Below are 20,536 nucleotides of genomic sequence, written 5' to 3'. Positions count from 1 at the left end.
TTCAATTCAAGTGTGATCACAAATTCGGGGATGGGCGGCTCATCCGCCCACTTGACCACCGCCACACCATCGCGCAAGGTGCGCCCATGCTCGCGCACAGACATATCGCTTATTATCGCCGCTCTATTTAGTTGCGGCCCTTTCCTTGCAATTTCAGAACACTGGCCGCCTTGCGCGGCTTTGTGCCGTGCAGCGCTGCCCCTAGGAACAACAAATGTCATCCATCACTATCAGACCCGTGGCCGCGCCCGATCTTCCGGCTGTCCTTGAGATGATCAAGGGGCTCGCGGCGCATCACGATGATACCGCCGCCGTGACTCTCGCCAGCCTTGAACGTGATGTGATGGGCGCCGCACCTTGGCTGACGGTGTTGGTGGCCGAGCAAGGCAAGGTGCTGCTGGGATATACCGCTTTATGCCCAATGGCGCAGCTGCAATTCGGTGTGCGGGGCATGGACCTGCACCATCTGTTTGTCAGCCCGCAAGCACGCGGTCTTGGGCTGAGCAAGCAACTGATTGATGCCAGTATTGCCGCAGCGAAGGACCAAGGATGCCGCTATATGACCGTTGGCACCCATCCAGATAACGTCACCGCGCAGGGCATCTATCTGGCCGCCGGATTTGAGCCGCTTGACGGGATCGGACCACGCTTTCGGATCAAATTTGACTAGCGATCAAGCCGCCAGCCCCTTGCCGCCAATATCAAGATACTTGCGCCGCCGGTCCGCGATCAACGCCTTGCCATCCTTGCCCTCTAGCTCTTTGAGCATTTCGGCGATGGCGCCGCGCACGGCCTCGATGGTCTTCTTGGCATCCCGATGGGCACCGCCCTTGGGTTCGGGAATGATCCGGTCTGTCACGCCCAGCTTCTTGAGATCCTTGGCCGTCAGCCGCATTGCCTCTGCCGCTTCGCGCATTTTCTCGCTGTCTTTCCACAGGATCGAGGCGCAACCTTCGGGAGTGATGACGGAATACACCGAATGCTCCAACATCGCGACACGGTTTGCCGTGGCAAAGGCCACCGCGCCGCCAGAACCGCCTTCGCCGATGATCACGCTGACCAGTGGCACGCCGATCTGCAGGCATTTCTCTGTGGAGCGCGCAATCGCCTCTGACTGCCCACGTTCCTCTGCACCCTTGCCGGGATAGGCGCCGGGGGTATCGACCAGTGTCACCACAGGCAGGCCAAAGCGGCCCGCAAGCTCCAGGAGCCGCACCGCTTTGCGATAGCCCTCGGGGCGGGCCATGCCGAAGTTCCGTTCAATCCGGGACTTGGTATCATTGCCCTTTTCGTGACCAATCACCATCACCGGCTGATCGTTGAAACGCGCCAACCCGCCCATCACCGCCAGGTCATCGGCAAAATTGCGGTCTCCCGCCAACGGCGTGAACTCTGTGAACAGCGCCTCTATGTAGTCTTTGCAATGGGGCCGCTCGGGGTGCCGCGCCACCTGGCATTTCCGCCAAGGGGTCAGGTCGCTGTAGAGTTCCTCCAGCAGAGCAGCGGCCTTTGCATCAAGCGCCTTGGCCTCTTCGGTGATATCCATCTCTTCATTCGCCCGCGCCAATGCGCGCAGTTCTTCCGCCTTGCCTTCAATCTCGGCCAAGGGTTTTTCGAAATCCAGATATTGGGTCATTGGGTGCTCCGGCTGTTTGCCATGATATATGGCGGGCATTTGGAGCATTTGCAACGCGCCGCGGTGCGTTGATCACCCACCAAGGCCCAGAACAGGATAAAGCGAGGCAATGAGCAAGGCCGCCATGGTCCAGTTAAATGCCCTGAGCCGCCCCGGATTGGTTAGAAACCGCGCCATCTGCTGGCCCAGAATGGTCCAGACCCCGACTGATGGCAGGTTGACGGTGGAAAAACACAGCGCCGCCGCCAGCAGCATCAACGCCCCCTGATCCGCCACATAGACGGTGATCGCGGTCAGCGCCATGGCCCAGGCTTTCGGGTTCACCCATTGAAAGGCTGCCGCCTGCAGAAATGTCATCGGGCGGCCTTCTGCGGATCGTTTCTCGATCGGGGCGGCATTGGCAATCTTCCACGCCAGATAAACCATATAGGCGACGCTGGCGATCTTCAGCAGGGTGTAGCTAACCGGGTAGAGGTCAAAGATTTGCACCAGCCCCATACCGGTCAACAGCATCAACACCATGAAACCACCAGAAATCCCAAGCATATGCGGAATGGTCCGCAAGAACCCGTAGTTTGCACCGGAGGCCATCAACATCAGGTTATTCGGCCCCGGTGTGGCGGAGCTGACAAAGGCGAAAAGCGCAAGCGCGGGAATGACATCAAGATTCATGATGCAATGTTTGACAGATATTCCGCGCCGCGTAATTGTGAATTGGAGGTTCTTTACAAGATTTGGACAATATATGGCGGTTCTTGACCGGATTTCCGAGCAGATATTGCAAGAGCTATCTCGCAATGGGCGGATCAGCAATATCGAACTGGCTGACAAGGTGGGCCTGTCGCCCTCTGCCTGCCTGCGCCGGGTGCAGGATCTGGAAAAGCGCGGAGTGATCACCGGCTACCGTGCGGTGCTGGACCGGGCGGCGCTGGGGGCGGGGTTTGTGGCCTATGTGGGCGTCGGCCTCAAAGATCATTCCAAAGCGAGCCAAGAGGCCTTTGAGCGTGCGATTTCGCATGCCCCAGAAGTACGTGAATGCCACAATATCACCGGCACAATTGAATACCTGCTGCGCGTAGAATGCGCGGACCTCAAAGCTTACAAGAGCTTTCACACCGACATGCTGGGCGCTTTGCCGCAAGTGAATGGTATCACATCTTACGTTGTGATGGGCTCCCCCAAAGACGAACGCGCCTGACCCCCTTCATTTGGCCAGAAAACCTGCACGGGGGTCTGGGGGTGTGAAACCCCCAGGGATGCTGTGGGTCTGGAGGTGTGAAATCCCAGTAGCGACGTCGGGTCCGGGGCGCGTGTCCCATCATCAGCCGCCGAAATCACCCACGCATGAAAAAAGGCGGGGCAACGCCCCGCCCCGGTCGGATCGCGCAGGCGATCCGATGTATCAGCCTGCAATCATTTCGGACTGACGCACGATAACTTCGGCCTGTTTGATGCTGGCGATGTCGACCAACCGGCCTTTGTAAACCGTCGCGCCCTCGCCGTTTGCCTTGGCCTGTTCCATCGCAGCCAGAATTTCCCGCGCTTCCGCCACTGCTTCTTCGGATGGCGTAAACACTTCGTTGGCGATGCCGATCTGCTTTGGGTGAATGGCCCATTTGCCAACCATGCCCAAGGTCGCTGAACGGCGGGCCTGCGCGCGGAAGCCTTCGTCATCGGAGAAATCGCCAAACGGGCCGTCTACAGGTAACACGCCATGGGTCCGGCATGCGGCTACAATCGCGGCCTGTGCCCAATGCCATGGATCAGACCAGTGCTTTTCACCGTCGCGCAGCATGTAATAGTTTTCCTGCGTGCCGCCGATGCCGGTCGTCTGCATGCCCATCGAGGCAGCAAAATCGGCGGCGCCAAGGCTCATCGCCTGCAAGCGCGGTGAGCTGGCCGCGATCTCTTCGACATGGGCCAGGCCCGCGGCCGATTCGATGATCACCTCAAAAGAGATCCGTTTGCTGCGCCCTTTGGCCGCTTCGATCGCGGTCACCAATGCGTCGACCGCATAGATATCCGCCGCGCAGCCAACTTTGGGGATCATAATCTGGTCAAGCCGTTCGCCAGCCTGTTCCATCAGGTCCACAACGTCGCGATACCAATATGGCGTGTCCAAGCCATTAATCCGCACCGAAAGAGTCTTGGTGCCCCAGTCGAGATCGCCGATGGCGGCAATCACGTTGGCGCGAGCGCTTTCTTTGTCCGAAGGTGCCACACTGTCCTCAAGATCAAGGTTGATGACATCCGCAGCAGAACTGGCCATTTTTTCAAAGATTGCCGGGCGGGATCCGGGGCCAAAAAGCTGGCAGCGGTTCGGGCGGGCCGGGGCGGCAGGTTGCAGGCGGAAAGACATGGGCGATTCCTTGCGGTAATATTGTTGCGTTTGCTCTGGGTTTATCTGGTATTAAATTGCGCCACGGCCTGCAAGGCTGATTTCGCACATGCAGCATTCGCAGTTGCGGCATGCAAAAATATCGCGCCGGAATCTCATTGAGCGAGAGATTATCGCGCAGTTTCTGAATTTGACCGCAGAGTCGCAAAGGATTTGCGGCAATCGTGCTTCAATATGTGCTGAAACTCAACGCTAGGAGACCGCCATGATCGAAACACCATATCTTCTTTTCCTCGGCGATGCACCGGACCAACTTGCCGCGAAAGTGGCGCAGGGCATCAAGGACTGGCGGCCGGAAAATGCCGTGGGCCAGTTCCGCATGGATGGCTGCAAGGCGGATGTCGGTCTGAAAGACCTGACATTGGCAGAAGCCAAGGCGGCCGGCGCCAAAACGCTGGTGATCGGTGTGGCCAACCGGGGCGGCGTGATCTCTCAGGCCTGGAAAGAGGTGCTGATCGAGGCGCTGGGCATGGGTTTTGATCTGGCTTCCGGCCTGCACAACATGCTGCATGACGAGGGCGATCTTGTCGCCGCTTCTCAGGTGAACGGCTGCACACTGCACGATGTGCGGGTGCCGAACGTTCAATATCCGATTGCCAATGGGGTCAAGCGCAGCGGCAAACGGGTGCTGGCGGTTGGCACCGATTGTTCGGTCGGAAAGATGTACACGGCGCTCGCGCTGGACGAAGCGTTGCAGGAACGCGGTGTGAACAGCACCTTCCGCGCCACCGGCCAGACCGGCATTCTGATCACCGGATCAGGTGTGCCGCTGGATGCTGTGATTGCCGATTTTATGGCCGGTGCAGTGGAATATCTGACCCCTGACAATGATGAGGACCATTGGGATATCATTGAAGGGCAGGGCAGCCTGTTCCACGTTAGTTATTCGGGCGTCACGATGGCGCTGATCCATGGCGGCCAACCGGACGCTTTGATCATTTGCCACGAACCCACACGCAAACACATGCGCGGCCTTCCGGAATACCAGCTGCCGACCATGCAAGCGGTGTCGGATATGGCGTTGACCTTGGCCAAAGTGGCCAATCCGGCCTGTAAGGTCGTGGGCATTTCCGTCAATACCCAACATATGTCGGAAGACGAGGCCAGCGCCTATCTTGCGAAAGTGGAGGAGGAGATGGGCCTGCCTGCGGTGGATCCGTTCCGCCACGGGGCGGCACGTCTGGCCGAAGCGCTGGAGGCATTGTAAGTCTGCATCCAACCCCGCGCGGGGGATTGAGTTTTTTGGCCAAATGAAGGAGCCGGTATGCGCATCGAAGTGACGCGGGACGTCTTTAAGCTGGCGGAGGTGTTCACCATCTCGCGCGGATCGCGGACCGAGGCAAAGGTTCTGACTGTGCGCTTGCATGCGGGAGGCCTCACGGGCTGGGGCGAATGTGTGCCTTACGCTCGCTATGGGGAAACCTTGGAAAGTGTCACCGCCGAGATCGAGGCGCTGCCTGGCGATATCACCCGCGCGGCACTTTACGATCTGCTGCCAGCGGGTGCGGCACGCAATGCGGTAGATTGTGCGCTGTGGGATCTTGAGGCCAAACAAGCCGGCAAGCGGGTTTGGCAATTGGCGGGACTGGCGCAGCCGGGGCCAGAGATCACTGCATATACCCTGTCACTGGCCAGCCCTGCCGAGATGCAGGCGCAGGCGGCCAAACATGCCCATCGGCCTTTGTTGAAGATCAAGCTGGGCACGCCCGATGACATGCCCCGGCTTGAGGCCGTACGGGCCGGTGCGCCCAAATCGACCATCATCGTGGATGCCAATGAGGGGTGGTCCGCCGCAGTTTATGCCGATCTGGCCCCGCATTTGCAGCGCCTTGGTGTGGCCCTGGTGGAGCAGCCTCTGCCAGCCGGCGAGGATGACGCGCTGATCGGGCTGGACCGGCCCGTGCCGGTTTGCGCGGATGAAAGCGCCCATGACCGTGCCAGCCTGCCCAAACTCAAGGGCAAATATGACGTGGTGAACATCAAACTGGACAAGACCGGCGGGTTGACCGAGGCCTTGGCGTTGCGGGATGCCGCCCGCGCCGAAGGCTATGATGTGATGGTTGGCTGCATGGTTGGATCGTCATTGGCCATGGCGCCCGCGACCCTCGTGGCGCAGGGGGCCAAGATTGTAGACCTTGACGGCCCGCTTCTGTTGGCCGAAGACCGCGATGAACCTTTGATTTTTGACAAGGCCGGGGTGCATCCGCCCGTGGCCGGACTTTGGGGCTAAGACATCATGCGGACAGTTTATGTAAACGGCGAATACCTGCCAGAGACCGAAGCCAGCATTTCCATCTTTGACCGCGGCTTTTTGATGGCGGACGGTGTCTATGAGGTGACATCGGTGCTGGATGGTAAGTTGATTGATTTTGACGGTCATGCGGTGCGGCTGAGCCGATCCTTGAACGAGTTGGAGATGAAAAACCCGATCAGCAAGGCGGATCTGCTTGAAGTCCACCGAGAATTGGTGCGTTTGAACGAGATTGACGAGGGTTTGATCTATCTGCAGATCACGCGCGGATCGGATGGCGATCGGGATTTTGCTTTCCCTGACCCTGAAACCACGGTACCGACCATTGTTTTGTTCACGCAGAACAAACCGGGTCTGGCGGATAGTCCTGCGGCCAAGCGTGGTGCCAAGATTATTTCGATTGATGACATTCGCTGGGGTCGCCGCGACATCAAGACAGTGCAGCTGCTTTATCCGTCGATGGGTAAGATGATGGCCAAGAAGGCAGGTTGTGATGATGCCTGGATGGTCGAGGATGGCTTTGTCACCGAAGGCACGTCGAACAACGCCTATATCGTGAAGGGCAACAAGATCATCACCCGCGCCCTGAGCCATGACATTCTGCACGGGATCACCCGCGCGGCGGTTTTGCGTTTTGCCCGAGAGGCGCAGATGGAAGTGGAAGAGCGCAACTTCACCATCGACGAGGCGAAACAGGCCGATGAGGCGTTTACCACCTCGGCCAGTGCCTTTGTCATGCCAGTGGTCGAGATCGATGGCGTCGCGCTGGGCGATGGGACGCCGGGGCGTGTGGCCCCGCGCCTGCGGGAAATCTACCTTGACGAGATGCGCAAGGCTGCGATCTAAAACCGCGACAAAACAACGCCCGCCCCGACCAATGCCGCTGCGGCGAGGCGGGTCGGAGTGATGGCCTGTACGGCCAGACCAAACAGACCGGCGGCGTCGATCAACAGCGCCGCCGACAGTTGCCCGAGGATCAGTGCGGTGATCGTGGTCAGCGCGCCCAGGGTCGGGATCGCCCAAAGTACGGTCCAGACATAAAATGCCCCCAATGCCCCGCCAACCAGAAAGACAGGTGGCGTGGTGGCGACCCGCCCAAGTGACGCGAGATCGCCGGACAGGCCGAGAACGGCCAGCAACACCAGAAATCCAACACCGAATGACACGGCAGCGGCGGCGACCCCGCTGCCAAGGCTGCGGCCAAGGGCAGCGTTCATCGGGGTTTGCAAAGCAACGGCGCAACCGGCAAGGGCGACAAGGCCAAGGGCAATCAGAGGGGTGTTCATAAGGGGGTCTTTCGGTCAAAGAAGAAGGATCTGTCCCAATGAACCCCAAGAGGCCACCCAATGGCAAATCCCATCGACCGTGAGGCTTTGACCGCTATGATCGGCCAGATCTTGGCGCAATCAGACTGGACCTTGGTCGATCAGGCGCAGATTGATGCCTTTGCTGAAGTGAGCGGGGATAGGCAGTTCCTGCACATTGATCCGGCGCAGGCGGCGATGACCGAATTTGGCGGCACGATTGCCCATGGCATGCTGACCCTGTCGATGATGTCTGGCATGGCCTTTGAGGCGATGCCGCAGATTTCCGGGCAAAGCGCCTGTGTGAATTACGGGTTTGATAAGGTGCGGTTTCTGGCACCCGTGCCGGTTGGTGCGATGGTCCGGGGGCAATTTACTGTGCTGGATGTCAAAGTACGTGGTCGCAGCGATATGATGGTGCGGATCGGCGCGGAGGTGCAGATGCAGGGGACGGACCGCCCCGTGCTCAGGGCGGAGTGGTTGTTGCTGTATTCGTTTTGACGGATGGCGGGGTGAATCCCGCCCTACGATTTGCCGACGTTTTCTGCGAATGCGGTTTTGAACGCGTCTTGTTTTTCCGCGGATGCGTCGGTCTGATAGTTGGCTTTCCACTCTGCCATGGTCATCCCGTAATAGCTTTCTCGCGCTTCATCCTTGGTCATTTCGATGCCGCGTTCATTGGCCGCTTCTTGATACCAACGGGACAGGCAATTGCGGCAAAAACCGGCGAGATTCATCATGTCGATGTTTTGCACATCGGTCCGGTCTTGCATCAGATGCTGCCGCAACCGGCGAAAGGCGGCGGCTTCGATTTCCAGCTTGGTTTGGTCGTCCATGACGGCTCCTAACTTCAGAGAATGCGTTTTGCGTAAGTGTCGCGTGCCATATCGCGGGGGTCAACGGTGAGCTGGCCAACCTGCGGCAATTGCGCGTCCAAGACCATTAGCATGTCTTGTGCCAATGTCGCTTTGGTTGGAGTGTCGCGCCCGGTCAGCAGTTTGATTGTCAGATGGGCAAAGCTGTGTACCTTGCCCGCCATCCGCTGTTGGGCGCAGGGCAGGGCGCGCATTTTGATCGCCGCGGGGTCAGGAAATTCGGGGTGATCGCTGGCCGCAGCAAAGAGCGCGTCGAGTGTGTCAGAGATCTGATCCGTTGGAATGTCGGGTGAATGTTCGAGAATGAAGTGAGGCATCTGCGTTTCCTTTATAATCCGGTGGCATCAAGGACTTCGGTCAGCATGGGGGCAAGCCGGTTTGCCCATTTGGTCTGCCCTTCACCATCCGAGATCAGATCGTTGCGCAGCTCGATCAGGACGTTTGGCCGCCCGTGTTGCAGCGCATGACGGTCCACGGCATCACCGGGCAAATGGCCCGAGTAGGGTTCATTGTCGCCAACGGTCAGATCCGGTTCTTGCCGCAGACGGTTCAGAAACGGATGGGCCAGCCGGGTGTCGCGGGCATATAGCACACCAATTTCCCAAGGACGTGGCGGGCGGCCGCGCAGTTGCGGGGTAAAACTGTGCAGAGACAGGATAACGGTGCCTGGCCGTGCCGCGAGGCGGGTCAGGGCATCGTGATAGGGGCGATAACACAGGTCCAGCCGGCGTTCGCGTTCGGCCAGATCGGCGTGACGATTGGCGGGAATGATGGTGCCGTCATAGAGTTTCATCAGCAAGGTTGGGTCATCCTCGCCGCGGTTTGGATCAATCACCAGCCGCGAAAAGTTGGACATGATCACAGGCGCATTCAGCAGTTTGCCAAGCGCCTTGCCAACCCCGGCGGTTCCCGGATCATAGGCGATGTGGCGGCCCATATCCGCAGGGTCCAGGCCCAGAGATCCACCATTGATCTGTGGCGGCACCGTGTTGGCAGCGTGATCGCAGGTGATCAGCCAACGGGCGGGTCTGTCCTCTCCCTCGATGTGAAAAGGTTGATAGGTCATATTTGTGAAACCTTTGACTTGCATGACGGCATTCTATAAGCGCCTAAGCGACGTATTGTTATCGCTAACGAATTTTCTTTCTGTTGGCGGGCCTGCCAACCAACCAACGAGGACGCACCATATGAAACGCTTGCGCAATGTAAAGATCGTGGCGACGCTGGGACCAGCATCAGACACTTACGACATGATCGAAACGCTGCACAAGGCGGGGGCGGACGTGTTCCGGCTCAATATGAGCCACGGCAGCCATGAGGAAATCCGCGAGAAACACGCGATCATCCGCAAGGTTGAGGAAGCCACGGGCAGCACCATTGGCATTCTTGCCGATCTGCAAGGGCCAAAGTTGCGTGTGGGCGTCTTTGCAGGTGACAGCGAACAATTGGATGAGGGCGCCAATTTCCGTCTGGACCTTGATCCGGCGGATGGGGATGCTTCACGGGTTTGCCTGCCGCATCCAGAAATTTTTGCCGCGCTTGAGCCAGGTGCAAGCCTGTTGGTCAATGACGGCAAGATCCGCCTCAAGGTCACCGATTGCGGGGCCGACTATGCCAATTGCGAGGTGATCACCGGCGGTGTGATCTCTAACCGCAAAGGCGTGAACGTGCCGGATGTGGTGCTGCCGCTGGCGGCGCTGTCGGACAAGGATCGCGCTGATCTGGAGTTTGTCTGCGGTCTTGGTGTCGATTGGCTTGCGCTCAGCTTTGTGCAGCGCCCCGAAGATGTGGACGAAGCCCGTGCGCTTGCGAAGGGCCGCGCCGCAATCCTGTCGAAGATCGAGAAACCCTCGGCCGTGGATCGGTTTGATGACATTCTTGCCGTCAGCGACGGCATCATGGTGGCACGGGGTGATCTGGGTGTGGAACTGCCGGTGCAGAACGTGCCGCCGATCCAGAAACGTCTGGTGCGCAAATGCCGTGCGGCGGCCAAGCCGGTGATCGTGGCCACGCAGATGCTGGAAAGCATGATCGAAAGCCCGATGCCGACCCGTGCGGAAGTGTCCGATGTGGCCACCGCGATCTATGAGGGCGCGGACGCCGTGATGCTCAGTGCGGAATCTGCGGCTGGCGACTATCCAGTGCAGGCGGTCCGGACGATGGACAATGTTGCCACCGAGGTTGAGCAAGACCCGACCTATACCCAAATCATTGAAGCCTCGCGCAAGGCCGACCGGATGACCGTCGCGGACGGGATCGTGGCCGCCGCCCGCGAGATCGCTGAAACGACCGATATCAAAGCGATCTGCTGTTTCACACAAAGCGGGACAACCGCGCTGCTGACCGCCCGCGAGCGGCCCCGTGTGCCGATCATCGCCTTGACCCCGCTGGTCGGCACGGCGCGGCGTCTGGCGCTCAGCTGGGGCACCAATTGTGTGATCACCGGCGAGTTGGAGCGGTTCAAGAGCGCGGTGGTCTCCGCTGCCAAAGCGGCGCGCAGCGAAGGCTTTGCCGGGCCGGAGGATCACATCGTGGTCACCGCCGGTGTGCCTTTCAATGTGCCGGGCAGCACCAACATCCTGCGGGTTGCGCCCTGCGACGAAAGATTGATTTTTTCCTCTGATCCGGAGTAAACTCCTGCCGTCAGGGAAGGAGGAATGACGATGGAACCGGATCTTGCACTTGTTCTGGGTGTCATTATCGCAGGTCTGTCTATTCCTTCCGTGCTGTCGGCCATGTCAGACAGGCGGGCCCCGCGTGCCTCTGCACTGACCATCCTCATCGGTGGCGCGTTGATCTTGTTTGCGGTCCAGTCACAGCCGGGAGGGTATTCTCTGGGTGATGTCCCTGACGTGTTCAATAGGGTCTTTAACCGCTACTTGATCTAATTGCCGACACCAGTTGGCGCAGCTGACATAGTCTTGCCCTATTTGCGCAATAGGCCTTCTGCAAATGGTTGTGGAGAAAAGGCAGGATTCATGCACAGGTTATTCTGGGTTTTGGTTTTTTCGGTTCTGTCTGGTCCCGCAGTTGCGGATCAAACTTCAGGGGATCAGGCCCGCGGACTTGCCAAGTTGGACAATCGGTCTGTGGTGCAGGCGCGGACCAAGCCAGAATACTTTGTAAAGAGAACATTGAACGCGTTTTTCAGCTATGCGGTGCAGGATGTGGTGACTCAAGACATTCTGGACCAGCGGCATCGCGCCGAGGTTTTGCGCCGCCGTGCACATTTTCGGTCCGCCTACTTTCGGTTCGATCTGAATGGCGACCATTTAGTGAGTGCAGCCGAGATCAAGCAACAAGAGCCGGCGCTGAAGCCGCAGGATCGGGCGGAACTGATCTGGCTGCGTTATGCTTTTGACGCGGACAAGGATGGCAATCTGTCCCAAACAGAATTGATGATGGCGGTGGATACGCAGCTTGGTCAGTTGGAGACCACCCGAGCGCCCGGATCGCAACTGATGCAATTTGACCTCAACGATGATGGGGCAGTCACTGCAGAGGAAATCATTGCCGTGGTTGATCTGCTTCGTGATGAAGCAGATGGCAATTCAAAAAAGAATAACAAGGACACAAGGAAATCCCCGGCGCTGACAGCCGCCCAAAAGGAACGCGAGCGGCGAATGGCCGAATATGAGGCGCGGTTCGAGGCCAAGCGGGTGGCGTTGGCAGAGGCCGGGTTGCCCGAGATTTGCGCCTATCCGCCCAAGTCTGAAGAAGCGAGTTTGCATTGGCTTTCGACCCTGCGTGGAGGCGCGGTTTCAACGATTTCGATTAGTGGCCTGCATCAAGCCACCACTGTTGTGAGGTTGCATGTCGAAGCAGGTGAGCAACCTCTTTACCTGATCGCGGGTGCGCAGACTTCTGTGATTTGGCAATTCACCGGCGCTGTCGAGCGTATCGAGCGGTTGATCACGCATTCGGGCAATGCGGTTTCGGGTCTGGACAGCACGCAGGTTCACTTTGCGCGGTCGGGTGTCTGCGTTCCGGGTCCATCAGATCTCGGGCAGGCGGTTGCGCAGCGGACATTCCGAAGCACGCTTGAGGTCGCTTTTGACCGGCAAGGGTTTGATGGAAAAACGGCCGAGTGGATGGGCAGTCGGACCTTCCCCAGTCATGAACGGATCATTCACAAGGACCAGCTTGATACGGTGGACAAACCGATCCGTCGCAATGGCAAGGCTTTTGAACTGGTGGACGGCGCCCTGCGCGAGCTGGAGAACAACGTGGCAGCGCGGCGGCAGGTCCAGTACCAGTTTGACCTTGATTATCCCTACGGCGTTGCGCGCATTGACCCGGAAACGCTGGTTTTGCAGGGCAAGGCGCAGCGCTATTCGGTGCTCCCGTTACAAGCAGGCCTGCTACAATTGTTGGATCAAGGCGTGTTGCGGGGGCATGCAGTCGACACATTGGTGATCACCCGCCCGGTTGAAATGCTGCCTTCTGGGTTTAAAACGAACGGGGCCAATAGCAGGGGCTACCGGTTCTATGTTGACCCGCAGGTTACGCTGGACATTGAGGCTGGGAATCTGAGTGACTACAACTATGAAAATCTGGAGACAGGTCGCTGTGTTGATGGGGTGCCATGCGAAATGCTGCCCTCGTTGGATTGATCCACCCGACCCCTCTTGCCAAAGCTGAGACATGGGCCTATACGCCCCTTTCATCCCGTGCGACCGGCCCAAGAGGCATGCCGAGTCGTGCGATCACCGACCTAAGATAGGAGACGGAAATGCCCAAGATGAAGACGAAATCGAGCGCCAAAAAGCGCTTTAAGATCTCGGCGACCGGCAAGGTCATCGGCAGCCAGGCTGGCAAACAGCACGGCATGATCAAGCGGAGCAATAAATTCATCCGTAACGCACGTGGCACAACAGCTTTGTCTGAGCCCGATGCAAAGATCATCAAGGGCTTCATGCCCTACGACCGCTGATAGAGGAGAGCTGAGATGTCCCGAGTTAAAGGTGGTACAGTAACCCACGCCCGTCACAAGAAGATCATCAAAGCCGCCAAAGGCTACTATGGTCGTCGTTCCAATGTCTTTAAAGTCGCCACACAGGCGGTCGACAAGGCCAACCAATACGCCACGCGCGACCGTAAGAATCGCAAGCGGAATTTCCGCGCCCTGTGGATTCAGCGGATCAACGCCGCTGTGCGTTCCCACGACGAAGCGCTGACATACAGCCGTTTCATCAATGGTCTGAACATGGCCGGTATCGAAGTGGACCGTAAGGTTCTGGCCGATCTGGCTGTACACGAGCCCGAAGCCTTCGGTGCGATTGTAAAGCAGGCACAGGCTGCGCTGGCTGCTTAAGCTGGTTTGGTACTAGAATTGGAAAAGCCGCTCCAACCGGGGCGGCTTTTTTGTTTGTTCAGGTGGGCGCTGCGCATTACGCCGCTAGGCCGCCCAATGCGCCAGCCTGCTTGAGCCATTTTTCCGGCTGGCCCGGCTTGGGATGGCTGGCACCGGCAAAATAGCTGATCTTGGCAGGTTTGATGCCGATGAATTTCAGGATTTGGCCGCGCAACTGGTGCAGCATGGCACCGCGGTACATCAGGTTCAGGAACCATTTTGGCGAATCAGAGGTGAGCAAGACCCGCCCCGTGCGCCCGCCAAGCATTGGTTTGGGCATAGTGCCGGGGGGCACGCGCGTGTCAAAGGCGCGGCCGGGCAATAGGACGCGGTCGAACAGACCTTTCAATTTCGCAGGCAGGCTGCCCCACCACATCGGGGTGGCAAGGACGAAGTGTTCGCACCATTCGAGATCGCTCATCACAGTTTCGAGGGCCGGTTCAAGCGGTTTGGACTTTTTGTAGCCTGCGAATTCGTAATCCATATCAAAGTTCAGATCGTGCAGATGTGTCAGGCGAACATCATGCCCTGCGGCGCGGGCCGCCTTGGCATAGCTATCGGCAAGCGCGTGGTTCAGTGAGTTGTCAGCGGGGTGTCCGTTGAGGACGAAAATGCGTTTGGGCATGGGAATCTCCAATAAATGACCGTGGTCAATTTGGTAGATTCAAAAATGACCGTGGTCAATAACTAATTTGACCACGGTCAAAAAGCATGCGAAACACTACGCATGAAAGATGCCATCCAACCCCGCACACTGATAACTCGCGCCAAACTGACTGCGGCTGCCGAAGCTCTGATCGCAGATCACGGCTATGATGCTTTGCGGGTGGAAGAGGTGGTGAAGACCGCGGGGGTGGCCAAGGGGACCTTCTTTGCGCATTTCAAGGACAAGGATGCGTTGATGGACCTGCTGATCGGGGCCAAAATTGACGGGCTCCTGGATGATCTGGAACGGCAGCCAGTGCCGGGCTCCACCGCAGATCTGATCGCGGCAATGGATCCAATGATGCGGTTCATGACCTGCGAGCGCTATGTGTTCGATGTGATCCTGCGCCATTCGGGTGCGGCTATGTCTGATGAAATCGGGCCGATCGCAAAGACCTTTGGTCGACATCTGATCGTGGTGGCGGATTGGTTGCGGGATGGGCCGTTTCGGCGTGACATCTCGACCTTGTTGATGGCCGAAGGGGTGCAGGCCTTTCTGGTGCAGGTGATGGCCCTGCATTTCTGCGCCATTCATGCCAATGTGGATATGCGGGACCGTTTGCAGGTCTATCTCGATGCCTGGCTGCTGCCCAAAGACTGATCCGGGGCGGCTCTCCCTTGTAATCAGCCGCGTATCTGCTAGCACGTCAGCGGACTTTGAAGGACGGGCGGACGATGGACGATCTCAAGCAAAAATACCTGAGCCAGATTGCCGATGCTGCGGATGAAGCGGCGCTTGAGGATATCCGGCTCGCTGCGGTTGGCAAAAAAGGCGAAGTGGCGCTGAAAATGCGCGAGCTGGGCAAGATGACCCCGGAAGAGCGGCAAGTGGCCGGTCCCGCGCTGAATGCGCTCAAGGATGAGATCAACAGCGCCCTTGCCGCCAAAAAGGCCGCGCTGGGCGATGCGGCGCTGGATGAACGTCTGCGCAGTGAATGGTTGGATGTGACCTTGCCAACCCGCGCCCGCCGCGAAGGCAGCATCCATCCTGTCAGCCAAGTGACTGAAGAGCTGACTGCGATTTTTGCAGAAATGGGCTTCTCTGTCGCTGAGGGGCCGCGCATTGATACCGATTGGTACAACTTCGATGCGCTGAACATCCCCGGCCACCACCCGGCCCGCGCCGAGATGGACACTTTTTATATGAGCCGTGCCGAAGGCGACAACCGCCCGCCGCATGTCTTGCGCACCCACACCAGCCCCGTGCAGATCCGCACGATGGAGGCGGAAGGCGCACCGTTGCGCATCATTTGCCCCGGCGGTGTCTACCGTGCCGATTATGACCAGACTCACACACCGATGTTCCATCAGGTCGAAGGTCTGGCGATCGACAAGGACATTTCGATGGCAAATCTCAAATGGGTGCTGGAAGAATTCTTTGCCGCATTCTTTGAGATTGACGGCATCAAGACCCGGTTCCGGGCCTCGCATTTCCCGTTCACCGAACCTTCTGCAGAGGTCGATATCCAGTGTTCCTGGGTTGATGGACAGCTGCGCATTGGCGAAGGCGACGGCTGGCTTGAGGTTCTGGGCTCCGGCATGGTGCATCCCAAGGTGCTTGCCGCAGGCGGAATTGATCCGAATGAATGGCAAGGCTTTGCCTTTGGCATGGGGATCGACCGGATTGCGATGCTGAAATACGGCATCCCCGATCTGCGGGCATTCTTTGACAGCGACTTGCGCTGGCTGCGGCACTACGGGTTTGCGAGCCTGGATCAGCCGAACTTGCATGGTGGGCTATCTCGCTAAGGGCTTGTTTAGCGCTGGCACGCAATCAAGGCTGCTTGTAGCTGCCGAGGCACCGCCTGCGCGGGCTGGCGATTCGGTGAGGCTGGGCGGGCGATTTGTGCGGTTACAAATGTCTGTGCTTGATTTCGTTCCAATAGGTGCGGAAGAGTGAGCGTGCACCCCATTGCGCGAGACACATCATGCTCAACATCCTCATCGTCGATTCCAACCCTGCCGCCGCCAATGCCCCGTTTAAGGAAACGCAAGGCATGACCGTCGGCGAGAATTACGCAGCAGCGCTGCAAACCTGTCGGGATGATCTGACGATTACGATTGTCGCGCCCTATGACGGAGAGGAACTGCCGGCACTCAAAGAATTCGATGGCGTGGTGTTCACCGGCTCCAGCGTGGAATGGAACACCGACGACACCCGCGCCGCGCCTTTGGCTGATGTGATGCGCAAGGTGTTCGCCCAGGGTCTGCCAACGCTCGGGTCGTGCAATGGCATGCAACTGGCGGCAAGCGTGCTGGGCGGCAAATCTGATGCATCGCCAAATGGCCGCGAGGATGGTCTGGCCAAAGGTGTGCGCCTGACGGACGCAGGACGGGATCATCCGCTGCTCAAGGGCCGCGAAGATGGCTTTGCCGTGCCCTGTGTGCACCGCGATGAGGTCACGCAGCTGCCCGAAGGGGCCGTGCTTTTGGCGGGCAATGACCATTCCGGCGTCCAGGCCTTTGCCTATGAGCGGGACGGGGTGAAATTCTGGGGCATGCAGTACCACCCGGAGCTTGATCCGCAAAACCTGGGCCCGAGCTTGGGGCGGATGAACTGGCTGTCCGCGCAAGACGCGCAGGATCTGGAGATTGTCGAGCGGGATCCAGACGCGGCACAGCGTTTGGGGGTGCGGGTCTCTGATATGAATCCGAACACGCGGATGACCGAATTGCACAATTGGCTGGCGTCATTGTGAAGTGACATTCGGGCGCGGGCGTCGTTCCTTGGCGCCATGATTTTGCGTGCATTTTTGTTCTTGATTGTTATCTCGATCTTGCCTGCCATGGGGCCGTGGCAGGCTTGCGAAGGCGCAAAGGCCTGTGAACTGGACGGCCGATCCTATCACATCCGTATGCCCGATGATTGGGATGGTGAAACCGCGCTGCCGGTGCTCTTGCATTTTCACGGCTGGGGGCGGCAAGGTGATCTGATCGTCAAACATCAACGGATTTCGGGTCATACACGCCGGCGCGGCGTTCTGTTGGTAGCGCCCAATGGCCGGGGGCGCACATGGGATTTCTGGGATCAAGACAGCGCCGATGTGCCGTTTGCCGCTGCCGTGATCGAAGATGTGGCCAAGCGGTTTCCAATAGACCGTGATCGGATCTTTGTCTCGGGCTATTCCTACGGCGCTGCTATGGCCTGGCGCTATGCCTGTGAGAATGGCAATGGGGTCGCGGGGCTATTGGCGGTGTCCGGCACGTTGCGCCAATCGGAGCGCTGTCCGCAGGCCCCCAAACATATCCGTCATGTGCATGGTTTTGCCGATACTGTTATGGATTTCCCGATGGGGCCGGACGGCGATGAGACCCATCCGGTGGCCCTGTGGCGCGAGGCGCTGGGCTGTGGTGCTGGCCGCCGCCTGCCGCAATGGGAGATCGTTAGCTTTCTGTCCTTTGAGCGTTGGCACTGGGACAATTGTGATCGCGGGCACACCGTAACGCTGGATCTGCATTCGGGTGGGCATTTCATACCGCATGGCTGGATCGGCTGGCAATTGGATCAATTGATGGGGCGTGTGCCGCAGTATCCTTAGATGCATTGAAACCTTGCGCATTTGACGATACCGAAGCCACAAGCGTTTGCACGAGGAACTGACCGATGAAATTCACCCTGTCCTGGCTGAAAGAACATCTCGATACCACCGCTTCGGTGGATGAAATCACCTATGCCCTGACCGATCTGGGCCTTGAGGTTGAAGGCGTCGAAGATCGCGGTGCGCGGCTTGCCGATTTCACATTGGGTTTTGTGAAGTCAGCTGAGAAACACCCCGATGCGGACCGTCTGCGTGTGTGTCAGGTCGAGACTGACGAAGGTGTACAGCAAATCATCTGCGGTGCGCCCAATGCCCGTGAAGGGATCACGGTGGTGATTGCCAAGCCGGGCGTTTACGTGCCGGGTATCGACACGACCATCGGCGTTGGCAAAATCCGCGGCATCGAAAGCTTTGGCATGATGGCCTCCGAACGTGAGCTGGAGCTGAGCGAAGAACATGATGGCATCATCGAGCTGCCGTCCGGTTCGGTGGGTGACCGGTTTGTCGATTGGCTGGCCGAGAATGATCCGGCCAAGGTTGATCCGGTGATCGAGATTGCGATCACCCCGAACCGCCCAGATGCGCTGGGTGTGCGCGGGATTGCCCGTGATTTGGCGGCGCGCGGTCTTGGCAAACTCAAGCCGCGCGATGTGCCCGCGGTCGAAGGACAATTCCCCTGCCCGATCTCTGTCACCATTGATGAAGACACGCTGGACGCCTGTCCGGTCTTTTACGGCCGTTTGATCAAGGGTGTGAAGAACGGGCCAAGCCCGACTTGGCTGCAAGACAAGCTGCGTGCTATTGGCCTGCGTCCGATCTCGTTCCTTGTCGATGTGACCAACTATTTCACCTATGATCGCAACCGCCCCCTGCACGTATTCGATGCCGACAAAATCTCGGGTGGCACCTTGCGTATTCACCGCGCCAAGGGCGGCGAAACCTTGGTGGCGCTGGATGAAAAGGAATACACCCTTGAACCTGAGATGATCGCCATCTCCGATGCCGAAGGTGTGGAAAGCCTTGGCGGCATTATGGGTGGCGCGGCGTCCGGCTGTTCCGAAGACACCGTAAATGTGTTCCTTGAGGCGGCCTATTTCGATCCGATCCGCACCGCCTATACGGGCCGGGCGCTCAAGATCAATTCGGATGCACGGTATCGGTTCGAGCGCGGGATTGATCCCGAATGGACACCCTATGGCATCGAACATGCCACCCAGATGATTCTCGATATCGCGGGGGGCGAAGCTTCCGAAGTGGTGGTCGCGGGCAAGATCCCGGACACTTCGCGCGCCTATAAACTCGATGCCGCGCGGGTGCAGTCGCTGGTTGGCATGACCATCCCCGAAAGCGACCAGCGCCAGACGTTGACAGCGCTTGGCTTCCGCCTTGAGGGCAACATGGCCCATGTGCCAAGCTGGCGCCCCGATGTGCAGGGCGAGGCGGATCTGGTGGAAGAGGTCGCGCGAATTGCCTCCCTGACCCAGCTTGAGGGCCGGCCCTTGCCGCGCCTGACCGATGGCGTGCCGCGCCCGATCCTGTCGCCCATGCAGCGGCGGATGAGCGCCGCGCGGCGGACCTGCGCCGCTCTGGGGTACAACGAATGCATCAGCTACAGCTTTATTGATCAGGCTTCTGCCGCGCTTTTTGGTGGCGGAACTGACGAAACCCGTCTGGAAAATCCGATCTCTTCGGACATGAGCCACATGCGCCCCGCCTTGTTGCCCGGTCTGTTGCAGGCTGCGGCCCGCAATCAGGCGCGCGGTTTTGCAGATATGGCGCTGTTCGAGGTCGGCCCGGCGTTTCACGGCGGTGAACCGGGAGAGCAACATATGCTGGTTTCTGGTCTGATCGTTGGGCGTACTGGCCCCAAAGATGTGCATGGCGCGTCCCGCCCTGTGGATGTGTTTGATGTCAAAGCCGATGCCGAGGCGGTGCTGGCTGCAATGGGTGCGCCTGCAAAGGTGCAAATTCTGCGCGATGCTGCCGATTGGTGGCATCCGGGGCGTCACGGCAAGATCTGTCTTGGTCCGAAAAAGGTGCTGGGCATCTACGGCGAATTGCACCCGCGTGTGCTGGCTGCGATGGATGTCAAAGGACCTGCGATGGCCTTTACCCTGTGGCCGGGCGAAGTGCCTTTGCCGCGCAAATCCGGTGCAACACGGGCCGCCCTCCAGATCAGTGATCTGCAAGCGGTTGAACGTGATTTTGCCTTTGTCGTGGACGCAGACGTAGAGGCGCTGACCTTGGTCAATGCCGCGAAAGGCGCAGACAAGGCATTGATCGAAGAGGTCCGCGTCTTTGATGAATTCATCGGCGGTAGCCTCGGTGAGGGCAAGAAGTCTCTCGCCATCACAGTGCGCCTGCAACCCAGCGACAAAACGTTGAAGGATGCGGACATCGAAGCGGTGGGTGCCAAGGTGATCGAAAAGGTCACCAAAGCCACCGGCGGCGTGCTGCGCGGCTGAACAGGAGGGT

At 58.8% G+C, this 20,536-nt stretch carries 24 protein-coding genes; 16 read left to right on the top strand and 8 right to left on the bottom strand.

Translation table 11 applies throughout. The features are described 5' to 3' along the window. Positions 1-214: 214 nt before the first annotated feature. The gene (locus JNX03_RS11810) at positions 215-670 is read left to right on the top strand and encodes a GNAT family N-acetyltransferase (RefSeq protein ID WP_203209232.1); all 456 of its coding nucleotides are present in this window, start codon (positions 215-217) and stop codon (positions 668-670) included. Between the two features lie 3 nt (positions 671-673). Here the strand turns inward: JNX03_RS11810 and JNX03_RS11805 are convergent, their stop codons facing one another. After that, positions 674-1,636, bottom strand: coding sequence for an acetyl-CoA carboxylase carboxyltransferase subunit alpha (locus tag JNX03_RS11805; RefSeq protein ID WP_203209231.1), 963 nt, complete (start codon positions 1,634-1,636; stop codon positions 674-676). A gap of 72 nt (positions 1,637-1,708) precedes the next feature. Further along, the gene (locus tag JNX03_RS11800) at positions 1,709-2,308 is read right to left on the bottom strand and encodes a LysE family translocator (RefSeq protein WP_203209230.1); all 600 of its coding nucleotides are present in this window, start codon (positions 2,306-2,308) and stop codon (positions 1,709-1,711) included. 73 nt (positions 2,309-2,381) lie between these two features. On the opposite strand from JNX03_RS11800, the gene JNX03_RS11795 reads away from it, so the two are divergent. Next, positions 2,382-2,834, top strand: a complete 453-nt coding sequence (locus tag JNX03_RS11795) for an Lrp/AsnC family transcriptional regulator (protein ID WP_203209229.1) — start codon at positions 2,382-2,384, stop codon at positions 2,832-2,834. A gap of 204 nt (positions 2,835-3,038) precedes the next feature. Here JNX03_RS11795 and JNX03_RS11790 read toward each other — a convergent pair whose 3' ends face one another. Continuing rightward, the gene (locus JNX03_RS11790; RefSeq protein WP_203209228.1) at positions 3,039-3,995 is read right to left on the bottom strand and encodes an HpcH/HpaI aldolase/citrate lyase family protein; all 957 of its coding nucleotides are present in this window, start codon (positions 3,993-3,995) and stop codon (positions 3,039-3,041) included. 244 nt (positions 3,996-4,239) lie between these two features. Here JNX03_RS11790 and dgcN point away from each other — a divergent pair, with 244 nt between their 5' ends. The 3 genes from dgcN to JNX03_RS11775 are packed head-to-tail and all read left to right on the top strand — an operon-like array spanning position 4,240 to position 7,131. After that, positions 4,240-5,241 (top strand): N-acetyltransferase DgcN, encoded by a 1,002-nt coding sequence (gene dgcN, locus JNX03_RS11785; RefSeq protein WP_203209227.1) that lies wholly within the window; start codon positions 4,240-4,242, stop codon positions 5,239-5,241. Between the two features lie 57 nt (positions 5,242-5,298). After that, on the top strand, positions 5,299-6,264 hold the full coding sequence (gene dgcA / locus JNX03_RS11780) for an N-acetyl-D-Glu racemase DgcA (protein WP_203209226.1): 966 nt from the start codon (positions 5,299-5,301) through the stop codon (positions 6,262-6,264). 6 nt (positions 6,265-6,270) lie between these two features. Next, a complete protein-coding gene (locus JNX03_RS11775) occupies positions 6,271-7,131 on the top strand; it encodes a D-amino-acid transaminase (protein WP_203209225.1) in 861 nt (286 codons plus the stop codon). Here JNX03_RS11775 and JNX03_RS11770 read toward each other — a convergent pair. Further along, positions 7,128-7,571, bottom strand: a complete 444-nt coding sequence (locus JNX03_RS11770; RefSeq protein WP_203209224.1) for a DMT family transporter — start codon at positions 7,569-7,571, stop codon at positions 7,128-7,130. The genes JNX03_RS11775 and JNX03_RS11770 overlap by 4 nt on opposite strands. A 60-nt stretch (positions 7,572-7,631) precedes the next feature. On the opposite strand from JNX03_RS11770, the gene JNX03_RS11765 reads away from it, so the two are divergent. Then, positions 7,632-8,090: a MaoC family dehydratase gene (locus tag JNX03_RS11765; RefSeq protein ID WP_203209223.1), complete on the top strand. Its 459-nt coding sequence runs from the start codon at positions 7,632-7,634 to the stop codon at positions 8,088-8,090. A gap of 23 nt (positions 8,091-8,113) precedes the next feature. Here JNX03_RS11765 and JNX03_RS11760 read toward each other — a convergent pair whose 3' ends face one another. The 3 genes from JNX03_RS11760 to JNX03_RS11750 are packed head-to-tail and all read right to left on the bottom strand — an operon-like array spanning position 8,114 to position 9,530. Beyond that, positions 8,114-8,425 (bottom strand): DUF1244 domain-containing protein, encoded by a 312-nt coding sequence (locus JNX03_RS11760; protein WP_203209222.1) that lies wholly within the window; start codon positions 8,423-8,425, stop codon positions 8,114-8,116. 14 nt (positions 8,426-8,439) lie between these two features. Then, a complete protein-coding gene (locus JNX03_RS11755; RefSeq protein ID WP_203209221.1) occupies positions 8,440-8,781 on the bottom strand; it encodes a 5-carboxymethyl-2-hydroxymuconate Delta-isomerase in 342 nt (113 codons plus the stop codon). An 11-nt stretch (positions 8,782-8,792) separates the two neighbouring features. Then, positions 8,793-9,530, bottom strand: coding sequence for an N-formylglutamate amidohydrolase (locus JNX03_RS11750; RefSeq protein ID WP_203209220.1), 738 nt, complete (start codon positions 9,528-9,530; stop codon positions 8,793-8,795). Positions 9,531-9,651: 121 nt separating this feature from the next. On the opposite strand from JNX03_RS11750, the gene pyk reads away from it, so the two are divergent. The 5 genes from pyk (at position 9,652) to rplT (ending at position 13,778) form a co-directional block, all read left to right on the top strand. Next, the gene (pyk, locus tag JNX03_RS11745; protein WP_203209219.1) at positions 9,652-11,097 is read left to right on the top strand and encodes a pyruvate kinase; all 1,446 of its coding nucleotides are present in this window, start codon (positions 9,652-9,654) and stop codon (positions 11,095-11,097) included. A gap of 30 nt (positions 11,098-11,127) precedes the next feature. Beyond that, positions 11,128-11,352 carry a hypothetical protein gene (locus JNX03_RS11740; protein WP_203209218.1) on the top strand — a complete coding sequence of 75 codons (225 nt, stop codon included), beginning with the start codon at positions 11,128-11,130 and terminating at the stop codon, positions 11,350-11,352. Positions 11,353-11,442: 90 nt separating this feature from the next. Beyond that, a complete protein-coding gene (locus JNX03_RS11735; RefSeq protein ID WP_203209217.1) occupies positions 11,443-13,077 on the top strand; it encodes an EF-hand domain-containing protein in 1,635 nt (544 codons plus the stop codon). A gap of 119 nt (positions 13,078-13,196) precedes the next feature. Next, positions 13,197-13,397, top strand: coding sequence for a 50S ribosomal protein L35 (gene rpmI / locus JNX03_RS11730; RefSeq protein ID WP_203209216.1), 201 nt, complete (start codon positions 13,197-13,199; stop codon positions 13,395-13,397). A gap of 15 nt (positions 13,398-13,412) precedes the next feature. Continuing rightward, on the top strand, positions 13,413-13,778 hold the full coding sequence (rplT, locus tag JNX03_RS11725; RefSeq protein ID WP_025047063.1) for a 50S ribosomal protein L20: 366 nt from the start codon (positions 13,413-13,415) through the stop codon (positions 13,776-13,778). Between the two features lie 76 nt (positions 13,779-13,854). On the opposite strand, the gene JNX03_RS11720 is transcribed toward rplT, so the two are convergent. Then, positions 13,855-14,442: an NAD(P)H-dependent oxidoreductase gene (locus JNX03_RS11720; protein WP_203209215.1), complete on the bottom strand. Its 588-nt coding sequence runs from the start codon at positions 14,440-14,442 to the stop codon at positions 13,855-13,857. A 102-nt stretch (positions 14,443-14,544) separates the two neighbouring features. Here JNX03_RS11720 and JNX03_RS11715 point away from each other — a divergent pair, with 102 nt between their 5' ends. From JNX03_RS11715 to pheT, 5 genes are all read left to right on the top strand, one after another. Beyond that, on the top strand, positions 14,545-15,123 hold the full coding sequence (locus JNX03_RS11715; protein ID WP_203209214.1) for a TetR/AcrR family transcriptional regulator: 579 nt from the start codon (positions 14,545-14,547) through the stop codon (positions 15,121-15,123). 74 nt (positions 15,124-15,197) lie between these two features. Continuing rightward, the gene (gene pheS, locus JNX03_RS11710; protein WP_203209213.1) at positions 15,198-16,271 is read left to right on the top strand and encodes a phenylalanine--tRNA ligase subunit alpha; all 1,074 of its coding nucleotides are present in this window, start codon (positions 15,198-15,200) and stop codon (positions 16,269-16,271) included. Between the two features lie 179 nt (positions 16,272-16,450). Further along, positions 16,451-17,221: a type 1 glutamine amidotransferase gene (locus JNX03_RS11705; protein ID WP_203209212.1), complete on the top strand. Its 771-nt coding sequence runs from the start codon at positions 16,451-16,453 to the stop codon at positions 17,219-17,221. A 36-nt stretch (positions 17,222-17,257) separates the two neighbouring features. Next, positions 17,258-18,061: an alpha/beta hydrolase family esterase gene (locus JNX03_RS11700; RefSeq protein ID WP_203209211.1), complete on the top strand. Its 804-nt coding sequence runs from the start codon at positions 17,258-17,260 to the stop codon at positions 18,059-18,061. Between the two features lie 65 nt (positions 18,062-18,126). Beyond that, entirely contained in the window at positions 18,127-20,526 is a 2,400-nt protein-coding gene (gene pheT / locus JNX03_RS11695) for a phenylalanine--tRNA ligase subunit beta (RefSeq protein ID WP_203209210.1), read from the top strand. Positions 20,527-20,536 lie beyond the last annotated feature (10 nt).

Origin of the sequence: Sulfitobacter mediterraneus (genome assembly GCF_016801775.1) — a bacterium.
GTDB lineage: Bacteria > Pseudomonadota > Alphaproteobacteria > Rhodobacterales > Rhodobacteraceae > Sulfitobacter > Sulfitobacter mediterraneus_A.
This window is presented reverse-complemented; position numbering and strand designations above follow the sequence as displayed.